General features: G+C 60.6%; 14 protein-coding genes. 5 read left to right on the top strand and 9 right to left on the bottom strand.

Features of this window, described 5'->3' with window-relative positions; all coding sequences use genetic code 11:
* Window positions 1–69 precede the first annotated feature (69 nt).
* Window positions 70–951 (top strand): alpha/beta fold hydrolase, encoded by an 882-nt coding sequence (locus tag AC1DWA_RS16405; protein WP_021345697.1) that lies wholly within the window; start codon window positions 70–72, stop codon window positions 949–951.
* 73 nt (window positions 952–1,024) lie between these two features.
* The gene (locus AC1DWA_RS16400; RefSeq protein WP_223257912.1) at window positions 1,025–1,471 is read left to right on the top strand and encodes a hypothetical protein; all 447 of its coding nucleotides are present in this window, start codon (window positions 1,025–1,027) and stop codon (window positions 1,469–1,471) included.
* Between the two features lie 34 nt (window positions 1,472–1,505).
* On the opposite strand, the gene AC1DWA_RS16395 is transcribed toward AC1DWA_RS16400, so the two are convergent.
* Window positions 1,506–1,880, bottom strand: a complete 375-nt coding sequence (locus AC1DWA_RS16395) for a hypothetical protein (protein WP_003940398.1) — start codon at window positions 1,878–1,880, stop codon at window positions 1,506–1,508.
* A 1,346-nt stretch (window positions 1,881–3,226) separates the two neighbouring features.
* Between AC1DWA_RS16395 and AC1DWA_RS16390 the strand changes: the two genes are divergently transcribed.
* Window positions 3,227–3,364 carry a hypothetical protein gene (locus tag AC1DWA_RS16390; protein ID WP_021345701.1) on the top strand — a complete coding sequence of 46 codons (138 nt, stop codon included), beginning with the start codon at window positions 3,227–3,229 and terminating at the stop codon, window positions 3,362–3,364.
* On the opposite strand, the gene AC1DWA_RS16385 is transcribed toward AC1DWA_RS16390, so the two are convergent.
* Complete coding sequence (locus tag AC1DWA_RS16385; RefSeq protein WP_477916828.1) at window positions 3,342–3,692, bottom strand: hypothetical protein; 351 nt, start codon at window positions 3,690–3,692, stop codon at window positions 3,342–3,344. The genes AC1DWA_RS16390 and AC1DWA_RS16385 overlap by 23 nt on opposite strands.
* Between AC1DWA_RS16385 and AC1DWA_RS16380 the strand changes: the two genes are divergently transcribed.
* Window positions 3,667–5,622 (top strand): ABC1 kinase family protein, encoded by a 1,956-nt coding sequence (locus AC1DWA_RS16380; protein WP_477846465.1) that lies wholly within the window; start codon window positions 3,667–3,669, stop codon window positions 5,620–5,622. The genes AC1DWA_RS16385 and AC1DWA_RS16380 overlap by 26 nt on opposite strands.
* 14 nt (window positions 5,623–5,636) lie before the next feature.
* Here AC1DWA_RS16380 and AC1DWA_RS16375 read toward each other — a convergent pair whose 3' ends face one another.
* The 4 genes from AC1DWA_RS16375 to AC1DWA_RS16360 form a co-directional block, all read right to left on the bottom strand.
* A complete protein-coding gene (locus tag AC1DWA_RS16375) occupies window positions 5,637–6,368 on the bottom strand; it encodes a hypothetical protein (RefSeq protein ID WP_477846464.1) in 732 nt (243 codons plus the stop codon).
* Window positions 6,369–6,406: 38 nt separating this feature from the next.
* Window positions 6,407–6,691, bottom strand: a complete 285-nt coding sequence (locus AC1DWA_RS16370; protein ID WP_003939785.1) for a hypothetical protein — start codon at window positions 6,689–6,691, stop codon at window positions 6,407–6,409.
* A gap of 127 nt (window positions 6,692–6,818) precedes the next feature.
* Window positions 6,819–8,426, bottom strand: coding sequence for an AMP-binding protein (locus AC1DWA_RS16365; protein WP_387403286.1), 1,608 nt, complete (start codon window positions 8,424–8,426; stop codon window positions 6,819–6,821).
* 103 nt (window positions 8,427–8,529) lie between these two features.
* The gene (locus AC1DWA_RS16360; RefSeq protein ID WP_021331840.1) at window positions 8,530–8,721 is read right to left on the bottom strand and encodes a hypothetical protein; all 192 of its coding nucleotides are present in this window, start codon (window positions 8,719–8,721) and stop codon (window positions 8,530–8,532) included.
* A gap of 25 nt (window positions 8,722–8,746) precedes the next feature.
* Between AC1DWA_RS16360 and AC1DWA_RS16355 the strand changes: the two genes are divergently transcribed.
* Window positions 8,747–9,262, top strand: a complete 516-nt coding sequence (locus AC1DWA_RS16355; RefSeq protein WP_003940315.1) for a CGNR zinc finger domain-containing protein — start codon at window positions 8,747–8,749, stop codon at window positions 9,260–9,262.
* Window positions 9,263–9,272: 10 nt separating this feature from the next.
* On the opposite strand, the gene AC1DWA_RS16350 is transcribed toward AC1DWA_RS16355, so the two are convergent.
* The 3 genes from AC1DWA_RS16350 to AC1DWA_RS16340 all read right to left on the bottom strand — a co-directional run bounded on the left by AC1DWA_RS16350 (window position 9,273) and on the right by AC1DWA_RS16340 (window position 11,843).
* The gene (locus AC1DWA_RS16350; RefSeq protein WP_003940176.1) at window positions 9,273–9,905 is read right to left on the bottom strand and encodes a hypothetical protein; all 633 of its coding nucleotides are present in this window, start codon (window positions 9,903–9,905) and stop codon (window positions 9,273–9,275) included.
* An 87-nt stretch (window positions 9,906–9,992) separates the two neighbouring features.
* Window positions 9,993–10,529, bottom strand: coding sequence for a hypothetical protein (locus AC1DWA_RS16345; RefSeq protein WP_037133520.1), 537 nt, complete (start codon window positions 10,527–10,529; stop codon window positions 9,993–9,995).
* A 150-nt stretch (window positions 10,530–10,679) separates the two neighbouring features.
* Window positions 10,680–11,843 (bottom strand): LLM class flavin-dependent oxidoreductase, encoded by a 1,164-nt coding sequence (locus tag AC1DWA_RS16340; RefSeq protein ID WP_003940457.1) that lies wholly within the window; start codon window positions 11,841–11,843, stop codon window positions 10,680–10,682.
* Window positions 11,844–11,872 lie beyond the last annotated feature (29 nt).

Genomic DNA, 11,872 nt, shown 5'->3' with positions numbered 1-11,872 from the left:
ATGATACGCACGTACCGCATTAGTGATACGGTCATACCATCAAAATTGAAAGCAGCGAGAGGGAGGCTCATGCCGAAGATCGGACGATTCAAGAACGAAGCATCAAAGCAGGCGTACGAGAGCATCTACCGAGAACTGGAAGGCACCTGGCCGGTTCCGTCGACACAACTCGACGTGCCGACATCGTTCGGAACCACCCATGTCCGTAGGTCGGGGACCGGCACGGAGACGCCGATCGTCCTGCTGCACGCAGTCGGCGCCAATTGTCTGCAATGGCACATCGTCATCGAGGACCTGTGCCGGGACCGAGTCGTTTATGCGCTGGACACGATCGGTACTGCAGGCCGCAGTGTGCAGACCGCTCCATTGACCGGGGAATCCGACTTCGCCACCTGGGTGGGCGAGGTATTGAACGAACTCGGGGTCGATCGCGTCCACCTGGTCGGCTACTCGCATGGTGCGTGGCACGCCGTTCTAGTAGCACTTCACGCCCCTGAACGACTGGCGAGTGTGACCCTAATCGAACCGGGTGGAGTCTTCGACAAGCCCTCGTGGCGTGTGCTGCTGAAGATGGTCCGCGCCGGTATGCGCCGCACCGACAAAAATATTCGCAAGCTCAACGATTGGCTGTCCCCCGGGTACGTCATCGGCGATCGCGAGTTCGCTTTGGTTACAGAGGCATTGAACTACCGGCCCGGTGTCGGGTGGGCACGAATGCTCAAAGATGCAGAAGTGCAGTCGATCTCGGTTCCAATGCTCGCAATCTCCGGCGCTGAGACGGTGGTCTCCAGCCCCGAGCGGGTGGCCGCGAGGTTAGCTGATCTTGTACCTGAGGCCGAAGTGGAGATTTATGCCGGAACCGGCCACGGAATCCTGGGACACATACCTGATCGGGTAATTCCCCGACTCATGAAGTTCGTCCGCAATCATGACGACGCGAAGCGGACGTGATCTCGCGGACCAGCCGCCGACAAGGTAGTGATGAAGCCGGTCAATCAGCCGGCCAAGGCGGTACAACTGACAGATGAGAACATTCCTCTCCGACCGCCGCGGTCAGGTAATGGTGGCCGTTGCCGCCGCCATTTTGGTCGTAGTGGGAGGTCTGTGGTGGACGAAGACGATCTCCTTCACCGAAACTGCAGTAGTTCAGTTCAGTAGTAATCGAACCGGACTCTACGACGGGTCCCCGCGCGATGCGTACATCGGCGATCGGGAAGCCTCCAACGGCATGTCTGTTCCTGCTGAAAAACTCGCGCAGATACTCGGTGGCAGCGCTTCCGACTACGAGTCTGATCTCACGATCACAGATGCGGACGTACCTGGGCTCGCGGTGACTGCCCGAGGTCGAACCCCCAGCGCTGCCCGAGCATTGGCGACCGACGCCGCCGAAGCTCTCTGTTCGATGTTCGAAGAAGCCAACGCAATGACTTCCGGAGGGTTCACGTTCACCGTCGTTCCACCGGGGTACTGACGGATCTATGGTCAGTAGCGCGGCCGCACCAGGTTTATGCCTGTTCGCGCTCGGCTGCGAGGGCGACCGCCTGTTCGAAGGTATGGACGAGCACTGCACGTCGAGCGACCTTGTGATCCTCGTCCGGTTCGAGTTCGTCAATGTAGCCATCCCACACGCGCAGATATCGATCGCGCCAGTCGATCAGCACTTGTGTCGATGGAAAGGTCACACCGACTCGTTTCGTCTGGGCAATATCGGTGAGGATCTCGAGCCACGCCGGCACCATCTCCCCGCCCCATTCATCCGGCTCCAGACTCGAATCGTCTTCGAACTCGGCAGTGATGTCGTCCACGATTCGACCGGTCAGGGCCCCCAACCCATCCGCGACGGTGTCACTGTCAAAGTTTCCCGGACCCCAGACTCCCACAAGCCCTCCCATATCGATTGCGGATAAATTCAGGTCGACAGTCGCGTTCCCGTCGCAGCAGGCCGTGAGCGTGCCCGCAGTCGCAGGTCGGCAATTGCAAATTGGAGAATCTGCCGCCCGCTCAGTCAGAGCTTGCGGTCATTGGCGCCCGCCCAAATCGGACTGTCGACTATCTTCCGAAACTTCGGCGACCCGCCGATTGCTGAGATTTTGAGCATCAACCAGTTCCAGATTCTCACAGCCACCTCCACGTCGTGTTTCACCGTCAACACTAACCGACCGGCAGGACTCTTTCGGCTACCGGTACACCACTATGCGTCGACCAGTTAGACCAAGCGTGAACTCGAACTTGCGCAACAGATCGCCGGGAACTGAAGGAGCGCTTGAGTCTTTCCCAGAACAGTCTGGCCCTTTGTGCGTGACGGCGATTGGTTCTGGGCGCATCGATCCTGTCGGAAGCACTGCGATGTTGTCGGCACATGGAATTGCGCTCGGTGGAGATCGAGGATCCGTATCCACGGGTGTCGCAAGCAATTCCTGAAGATTCGTAGGGGAAATAGCTGCGCATCGCCACCACCAACAGCGATTCCGTCGATTGTGTAACAACCACACGAAGAACAGCCATCGATCTCCGAAAGGAAGACTGATCCGGCGAAACCGCAAGGTAGTGTCACATCTGCCCAGCAAAACTCGCCACGATCTCGAGAAGACGGTCGGCTTTGCCAACTGCCACCGCTGACGTTACGACGTTGCTGGGCACGTGTTTACGGAAAAGGGCTTCGCACACGGGGTACCGATCGCTGATGGGACTGATCACCCCTTCTCCGAAAGGTATTGGTAACGAATCGAACCCGGAGCACAGAGGTGCAACGATTGGGCGAGTTGATTCAACGCCCCCGGTGTGCGATCTATCTATTTGCGCCAATCATCCTCGGTAACGGTTTAATTCGCCGAACGGGGCCGGGTACTGCAATAGCTGGTCGAGTATTCGATCACGCGTCTTACGCTAAGGAAGGACCGAGAACATGACTGAAGTAATTTCGTGGATTGTCCAGAATCCGATTGGTGCCGTCGTCGCGTTTGTTGCCGACATCGTAATATTGACGATGTCGTCTGTCGCGGGATACTCGTAACCGAATCCGCCCGTCCTTCACGGTATTCCTAAGTCGAGGAACTACATTCGAAACGCAGAGGGCAACCAACCGCAGCGTACCGTCGGCGCTCGTCACTGACCTTTCGTGGCCTCATATGCCCAACTGCGCCGGGTCCGTACTGACGTCCCTCGTGTCGAGTGTCATACCACCAGCTTCAATCAATCACGCCATCACTACTCAGGAGGAATCACAATGGGTTCGATCAACGCATTCAACGAATGGGTCAACCAAGCTACGTATGCGGGCGACCCGTTTGCCACCGCCATAGCGATCGTCCAGTTCTTCGCGGTGAGTCTCGTCAACCTGTTCACCGGCGGCCCCATTCTTTAAAGGAGCCCACTCGGTTCCACTTCTGCTCGGCGTCCATCGCAGCCTGTTCTTCGGCTGTACAGCTCCGCACGAAGGGGGCCGGGACCTCGCTGACGAGCATGATGCGTAGTTCGGCCTCGCGGATGGTCAGTGAACGCAGTTTTGGACGGTCGATCAGGACGAGTCGCCATCGGAGCGACTGAACACCGAAGTGCCCAAGCATGTTCGACGCTTGGGCACTGTCGGGCTTGTTACCCGTCAGTCGGGGTGGGCTCGGGGTTTTCCTGGATGTATCGCAGATTGCGAACCCGTACGCTATCGCAATGGACTTGATGGTCTGGATCGTCACGACGCCATTTCTTGCAGCAGCACTGGCGGGCGTGATGCGACGAACGCTGGGGACGAGAGTCGGATGGCCGCGAACCCTCGCGGTCGCGGTGATAGCGCTCTCGGTGGGTGTCCCCCTGTCTGGCTACGCCGCGACATTCGCAGGAATTGCCAGCCAGGACGATCAACTTCTGGTGAGCGTGGGAGTAGCGCTCACGTTCTTCGGAGTTGTCGCACTCTGGGTATTCGCGGCGTGCCTGGCAGTACTGGTCTTCCTCGAAGTTGTCCTTCCAACGGGGTCCATACCCGGCCCGCCAGAAGCATTGCAGCGCAGCCGAAAATCGTGGCGCCGAACGAAGCGGTACGTCCAGATCATGGGCATCGTCGTGCGAGCGGGAGGCGGGCCCGCTCTCCGTGCTGGGCCATCAGCGCCTCAGTTCGGGGATGCACTGGTGGAAGTAATCAACCGGTGCGGTGTCACTTTCGTCAAGTTGGGACAGATCCTCGGCACGCGAGACGACCTCATACCACCCGAGTTGGCTCGCGCCCTTTCTTCTCTGCAAAGTTCGGCACGCCCGGCTGATCCCGACCGTATCGCGGAGCTACTGGCATCGGAACTCGGCGACGCACCAGAGTCGGTGTTCGCGTCGTTCGATGTGGAGCCGTTCGCCGCCGCCTCTGTCGCACAGGTACATTCCGCGCGCACCGTTGAAGGCGTCGACGTTGTGGTGAAGGTTCAACGCCCCGAGGCGAGCGCACAAGTGAGCGTGGATTGCGATATCTTCCTTCGCGTTTCGGCGCTCGCGGAGACCCGTTTTCCCTGGGCACGCGATATCGGAGTTCATCGACTCGCCGGGGGCCTCGTCACGTCACTGCTCGAGGAACTCGACTACCGCACCGAATCAGCGAATACCGGCGCGATTTCTTCCACCATGTCGAACCGCCCGGATATCGTCGTTCCGCACATCTACCCCAACCTCAGTAGCGGACGGGTGCTCGTGATGGAACGGCTTCACGGCACACCGCTCTCCGACGGTGAGGCCGCGCTCACCGGCCTCGACCGCGACACCCGCAGCAGCATCGCCAACGAACTTCTTGCGTCGTTGCTCGACGGGATCTTTGTCCACGGGGTGTTTCACGCGGACCTGCACCCCGGCAACATCATGATCCTCGATGACGGCCGGGTCGGGCTCCTCGACTTCGGCGCAGTAGGGGTTCTGGACGGCGAGACACGGATCTTGTTCGCCGTGCTCCTCAACGCTGCCCTCGCAGGTGATCCGGTGGCGACAGTCGACGCGATGCTGATGGCATTCGACGTACCGCCCGAAGTGGATCGCGGAGCACTACGTCACCAGGTGGGCCGAGAGATCACCCTGCTCAGTGTCCAACCCAATGTTTCCATGGCATCGTTCGCGAGAATGTTCACCGTGCTTCGAGAACACCGAATCGGAGTGCCGGGAGACGTCGCCGCCGCTTTCCGTTCGCTCGCGTCTTTGGAGCGCGCCCTCCGGCTCCTGGATCCGCAGATCGACCTCGTCGCTGCTGTTCGGGCCGAAGTACCCCGACTGTTGACCCAGGTCGCCAGCCCGACTGCAGCCGCGCAGGCAATCCTGTCGACGACGGCGGTCACAACCGCGGTGGTCAGGCGCCTGCCTGGTCAGCTCGACCAGATCGCGACCTCGATCGCATCGGGAAACTTCACACTTCGCACACGCTCGGTCGCACACCCCGACGACAGGCGATGGCTACGACGGTCGGCGAACAACGCCCTGGGTATGGCGGCGGGAGTGACCGCGCTGATTGTCGCAGCGATCCTGCTGTTCGTGCCTGGCGGACCACAACTCACACCTCAGCTGTCGGCCTACGCACTCGTGAGTGCGGTACTGGGCTTCGTCGGCGTCGTTCTGTGCATGCGGACCGTGTTCCGTTTGTTCACACTCGACAACAGGTAACCGAGAACTGATCTTCATCGCTTGATCTCGATGTCGTCGAAGTCGAGCGCCAGGAGCGTCGGGCGCGAGAGAACGCGGCCGCCTGGCCCTCTCGGGAGCACACGTCGTCGAGTGGGAAACGTGAGGCCGTCGAACTCGCGATGCTGGTCGCAGTAGAGAGCAGCTTTCGCCCAGTTGCCTACCGGTTCGGCGACGAAGTCGTGACGGCGGATGAGGCCACCGTTGTCGACATAGAAGGTCTGCTGCCGGCAATGGGTATCGATCGCCGGCGCGAACGTTGCCTGAAGTCGTCGCCATTGCTGCCCGGATTCCTGCCAAGGTTCGGCTTCGGTGACAGTGATGTCGTCGCGGGCGAGCAGCAGCGGTGCCGTCAGATAGTTCCAAAAGGCGTAGCCGGCGAAGTAAGCGGTGTCGAGTGCGTCCCAGTGAAGATTGCGTCGGAGTCCGCTCATCCCGAAAAACTCTGGACGTGGGTCGGTTCGACTCCCGAGTTCTTCGCCGTCACGAGTTTCGATCCGCACGACGCCCTTGTCGAACACAGCGCACTCGCCGACACGCGGAAAGTCTTGGAGGACAGTGCGTTGCTCGGCGACTTCAACCTCGACCGTGAACTTCGCCAACTTGTTGCCTGGGAAGCGCTGAGGCAGCAGACCGCCCAAACGTCCCCGCGCCGTGATCGCTGAAACGGACTGCCAACATTCGACTCCGCCATGTGCGGTGAGGACTTCATCGAGTAGTTCGTTCATATGTCGACGCTCTCCGTCCCCTGACGGAACTGTGGAAATCAGCGATCAGACGGACGCGTAGTTGTTGTTGCGTTCCTCCCGCGGTACCACTGCCACCCCGCGGTGATGATGACAGCGCCGGCAAGGGACCCGAGGATGCCGCTCGGGCGCAACGATAATCCGTCGCCTGCAATCAAACTCACAAGCAATCCGCCGACCAGCGAACCACCAATTCCCGCGATGAACGCGAAGGTCCAGTCCACTCGTGCGGTCGTTTTCCCCAGAATCAGCTGGGCTCCCGCTCCGATGACGATCCCGAACAGGAGTATTCCGATGATGAGCATGAGACAAGGCCCTTTCGTGGAGTGACGACGCAAGGCGCGAACGACTTACTCTGCACCATCTTTCCGGTATGTCTCTTATGTCGTGGTGAAATCCGTGTGAAAGATCGTCGTCGCCCACTCCACGCCGCTAGGACGACGCCAGTGTCGTCGCCCAGCGGTAGTCCGCCTTACCGGCCGGGGTTCGCTTGACTTCATCGACAAGCACGATCGTGCGCGGCACCTTGTATCCGGCCAACGTCTTGCGGCAATGTTCCTGTACCGCTTCGAGAGTCAGCTCGTCGGATCCGGGGTAGGTCGCGATCACCGCTGCGACCTGCTGCCCCATGCGCGCATCGGGTGCGGGAACAACGAGCGCGTCGGAGATCGCCGGATGTGCGTGAAGGGCAGCCTCGACCTCTTCGGCGAAAACCTTCTCGCCGCCGGTGTTAATGCACTGTGAGCCGCGGCCCAGGAAGACAATCGTGCCGTCCGCTTCAACCTTGCCCATGTCGCCGAGCACCGAAAGACGGGTGCCGTCGGCGCGGGTCGGGAACGTGCGGGCGGTCTTCTCTTCGTCCTTGTAGTACCCGAGCGGGACGTTTCCGATGCGCGCGATGTAGCCCACGTCGTCGGAGCCCGCTGGAATCTCTTCGAGGCGCTCGTCGACCAGAATCATGTTCGGCGAGGGCGGCATTCGCAGATTGCCCGCCTCGTCGATGGAGAAGGCGCCGTCGTTACCGGACTCGGAGGCTCCGAAGTTGTCCCGCAGCAGCAGGTCCGGCTTCACCGCCAGCATGCGATCCCGCACACTGGTGGACCAGATCGCGCCACCCGAGGTGATCGAGAACAGGGTGCTGAAATCGACCTCGTCTTTGCGTCGTTCCATCTCGTCGACCAACGGCAGTCCCATGCCGTCGCCGACGATCAAGATCACCTGTACCGAATCCTTCTCGATCGCTTCGACGACCTTCTCCGCGTCGAACTCGCGTCGTAAAACAACTCGCGCACCAAGGGTGAGGAAGGTGAACAGCGAGTACAACGCGGCGCCATGCATCAGCGGGGCTGCAATGAGGAACGAGAGTTCCGGAAATTCCTTTGCAGCACTGGCAATCTCGGCGAGATCCTGTCGCGCTCCCTCACCGTACGGATTGCCGCCGGAGAGCGGCTTACGGAAGAAGTCGTCATGACGCCACATGACGCCCTTCGGGTATCCGGTGGTCCCGCCGGTGTAGAGGAGGTACACGTCGTCGCCAGAACGAGCGTCGAACTCCCCCACTGGAGACTGTTCACGAGCGTCGTCGAACGAAACCACAGAAACTTCATGCGCTTTTCCTGCTGCGACCAGTTCGGCGTCGATCTCGCCGATCACGATCACCGTCTTCACCTTCGGGCATGCACCGAAGAGGGAAGCAAGGACACGCTGATGCTCGGGGAGTTCCACGACCACTGCGACCGAGTCGGAGTTGGTGAAGATGTACTCGAGCTCCGCGGGTGTGTACCGGTAGTTCACGTTGATCGGGACCGCACGGATCTTGATCAACCCGAGGATCGACGTGACATGTTCGACGCTGTTCTTCAGGAACAGGGCTACATGATCGCCGCTCGAGATGCCAGCTTGCGCGAACAGGTTGGCCGTTCGGTTAGCCTCCGCGTCCAACTGAGAGTAGGAGAAGTTCTCTCCCTCGTAAGTCAATGCAACGCGATCAGGGACTGAGCCGGCAACGGTCTCGAATATGTCAGCAAGATTGAACTGCATTGTCTTTCCTTTCAGAGTCCGCGCCGCGACATCGAGGCAGATAACCCTGAATCTAGAACACGTTCCATGTCGGCGGAGGTAAAACGGAACGATTAGCTGATCATTACCTGGACCTGACCTTTATCGGTGCGGCGACGGCCGAGGCTGCCCCACCCGACATCCACTCGGCGAGCAAGGTCTGCCACGACCCGCAATGGCAGCGCAGGTAGGTGACCGTCCCCTCGCTGGTTCGGTGCCGGGATTCGACCTCCCAGCGATGGATGCAACCGATCGGCGTGATCTCTGTTTTCTTCATGCAACGAGCATGATGTAATGGCATTGTGCATCTCAACCCTTACGGCGAATATGCGGTGACGCTGGCCGCCGACCTCGCCAATCGAAACCCCGAGACCTTGGCCGAACTCGTCGAACGCTGCGTCGATGCAGGCATCATTCTCGATTTCCCCATCGCCGAGAAGGACCTCGACGAGACCCTCGACCTTCTGATCGAGTGGTCGAAAATCGTCGACGTCACGGAGGAGGCAGCCCGCGCCGAACTGGTGAACGTCATGCTCGAGCAAGCGTCGGCGTATCCGCGCATGACCAACCACGCGAACGACGGCTGGCATCTGCACTACCGCGATCCCCAACAGTCGCTCGCCGAGGTCCTCAAGGCACTCTTCTCGGTAGGCACGGCGCTACACCTCGTCGGCCGCGGCATGCACCGATTAGGTCGATGCACCCTGGACGAGTGCACCAACATCTACGCGGACACCTCCCGCAACGGCAATCAGCGGTACTGCTCCCCCACGTGCGCGAACCGCGACGCGGTGCGGCGTCATCGTGCACGCAAGTGAGTTGCACCTACTACGACGTAGGACCCACTACCTCGAAATCCGAGCCACCTTGGTACTCGAACTGAAAGCTACCGCCGCTGCTTCCCGAGCTGATCCGATTCCACGCGTCGATCAAGTCCTGAACCGTGTTGTATCCCAGATCCTCCAAAGATCCTGAGAGACTTCCGGTTCCCGCGCCCTCGAACCAGCCGCCGACCACAACTGCCTGCGGAATCGCGATAGTGGGGTTGGTCGGATCGAGCAGTCGAACGCACGCTCCCGCAACGGCGTAAACCCCGGCCGGCAGATTACCGACGGTCCGCGTGATCGTCTGCCCAGGCGAAACGGCAAACAGATCGAGGATGTTACTGACGGTCGGGTACACCAACACGCCAGGCTGGAGCAGCTTTGCCGGATCGCGAATCACGTCGGGGACATCCCTGGCATTGAGGATCGCCACCGTGCAGTTGATGAAGCTGAACCGCGGGTTCGGGTTGGTGATGGTGAAGGTGATCGCATTGTCCGCTGCGCTCACCGATACCGGAGGCGGAAGAATCGCTGGTGCTGCCGACGCCGTCGCCGGAGTCATGACAACCAGTCCCACGACGGCGGCGGACGCCGCGACAATGCTTCCGAGAGCGCGTTTGAATCCACGACTTCGCATTTCCGAACCTCCAGGCAAGTCGGTCAGATCACCAGATGCATGAAGAATAGACCGCTCAGTCGGAAAATTGGGGAGACAGACAGTGAGCTACCCGAAAAGTCCTTCGAGGCTGCCGCTACCGAACAGGTCGCTCAGGCTTCCGGTATTGATGCCGCTGAACGGTCCACCGATGACAACGAGGCTCGGCACGCCAGTAACGGGCTTACCCAACGTCTCGAGATCGAGAAGATCGGAGCAGGCACCGAGCACGGCGTAGGTTCCGTCCGGAACATCGGTCACGGTATCGGTGACCGTCTGCCCCTTGCCCACGTCGAACAGCGAGGCCGGATCGGTGATCTTGGGGTACACCACAAGGTTCGGATCGAGCAGTTTCAGCGGATCATCAAGCACAGCAGCAGAATCCGCGGCGTTGACGACAAACGCCTGGCACAACGGGGCAATTCCCGTGTTGTTGTTCGTGATCGTCAGTGCCAGATCGTTTCCGGTCACCTTGTACGAGACGACCGGCGGGACCACCTCGGCCGACGCAGTCGCAGGATTGACCATCGCGACGCCTGCCGCGGTTGCAGCGGCGACTGCCACGGTTCCCACTACGCGACGTACTCCACTGGTGCCCAGCTTCATCGAGGATCCTTTCGTACTGCGCCTTGAGTTCGGCAACAGTGCGCAGCCTAGATCGGATCTAGCGCCCGAAATGGCCCAATTGCCCCGCCGGGAGGGCATGCCCGAAAGATCGGGACAAACGTCCCCTTCTCGAAGAGCTAGCTTTTCGACTCAGTTCCCACTGGAGACGAAGGGCGTTCGCACCGGTCCGCCGACCGAACCGTGCGGTGCTACCAATCCACGCTTTTCGAGGATCGGACGCACACCCTCACCGAACTGATACGCCTCTTCGAGATGCGGATAGCCCGACAATACAAAGTGATCCAGTCCGATCGCCGCGTACTCGGCAATCCGATCAGCCACTTCTTGGTGCGAACCGACCAATGCAGTACCTGCTCCCCCTCGCACCAATCCGACGCCGGTCCACAGGTTCGGCGCAATCTCCAGCGACCGCGCTCCGACGCCCTCCTTGTAAGCCGAACCACCGCCGTGCAATTCGAGCATCCGACGCTGTCCTTCGGAGCCGGATCGCGCAAGACTCGCCTGAGCCTGCTCGACGGTCGCCGGGTCGAGCGCACTGAGCAGCCGATCCGCTTCTGCCCATGCCTGTTCCGAGGTGTCCCGGCTGATGACGTGCAAACGGATTCCGTAGTCGAGGTGACGACCTTGGACTTCCGCGAGGTCGCGGATCCAGGCGATCTTGGCGGCAACAGCGGACGGCGTCTCACCCCAGGTGAGGTAGGTATCCGCGTAGCGCGATGCGACGGTGCCGGCCGCCGGCGAAGATCCGCCGAAGAAGATGGGCGGTACCGGATCCGGAATACGCTGCAGCGTAGCTTTTTCCACGTTGACGTACTCGCCGGAGAAATCAACCGGACCGTTACCGGACCACAACTGGCGGATCACGTCGAGGAACTCGCCGCATCGTGCGTACCGTTGGTTCTTGTCGAGGAAGTCACCGAACGTGCGCTGCTCGTGGTCCTCCCCGCCGGTCACGACGTTGAGCAGCAGACGACCGCCCGACTGCCATTGGAAGGTTGCGGCCATCTGGGCGGCAAGCGTGGGGCTGAGCAATCCCGGGCGCAGAGCAACCAGAAACTTGAGTGTCTCGGTGGTCTCGAGCATCATCGCCGTCGTCAGCCATGCGTCTTCGCACCACGCGCCGGTGGGCGTGAGGACGGCTTCGAAGCCGTTCGTCTCGGCGGCCGCGCCGATCTGATTGAGGTATTTCAGCGTCGCCGGACGATCACCGGACATCGAGCTGCCGTGCCCACCCGCCATCAGATTCCGGGAATCACCGTAAGTAGGCAAGAACCAGTGGAAGCGCAGTGACACGGTGATTCCTTTCGTCGACGTACAGGCAG

This window comes from Rhodococcus sp. P4_F3_2, from assembly GCF_056401335.1.
The sequence above is the reverse complement of the archived record's forward strand: the minus strand, read 5'-3'. Positions and strand labels throughout refer to the sequence as shown.

Coding starts and splice junctions, on each gene's coding strand:
- AC1DWA_RS16390 (WP_021345701.1), top strand. CDS start 3,227: ATGGGTTCGATCAACGCATTCAACGAATGGGTCAACCAAGCTACGTAT.
- AC1DWA_RS16350 (WP_003940176.1), bottom strand. CDS start 9,905: ATGCGAAGTCGTGGATTCAAACGCGCTCTCGGAAGCATTGTCGCGGCG.
- AC1DWA_RS16370 (WP_003939785.1), bottom strand. CDS start 6,691: ATGCTCATCATCGGAATACTCCTGTTCGGGATCGTCATCGGAGCGGGA.
- AC1DWA_RS16380 (WP_477846465.1), top strand. CDS start 3,667: ATGGACTTGATGGTCTGGATCGTCACGACGCCATTTCTTGCAGCAGCA.
- AC1DWA_RS16360 (WP_021331840.1), bottom strand. CDS start 8,721: ATGAAGAAAACAGAGATCACGCCGATCGGTTGCATCCATCGCTGGGAG.
- AC1DWA_RS16375 (WP_477846464.1), bottom strand. CDS start 6,368: ATGAACGAACTACTCGATGAAGTCCTCACCGCACATGGCGGAGTCGAA.
- AC1DWA_RS16405 (WP_021345697.1), top strand. CDS start 70: ATGCCGAAGATCGGACGATTCAAGAACGAAGCATCAAAGCAGGCGTAC.
- AC1DWA_RS16400 (WP_223257912.1), top strand. CDS start 1,025: ATGAGAACATTCCTCTCCGACCGCCGCGGTCAGGTAATGGTGGCCGTT.
- AC1DWA_RS16345 (WP_037133520.1), bottom strand. CDS start 10,529: ATGAAGCTGGGCACCAGTGGAGTACGTCGCGTAGTGGGAACCGTGGCA.
- AC1DWA_RS16365 (WP_387403286.1), bottom strand. CDS start 8,426: ATGCAGTTCAATCTTGCTGACATATTCGAGACCGTTGCCGGCTCAGTC.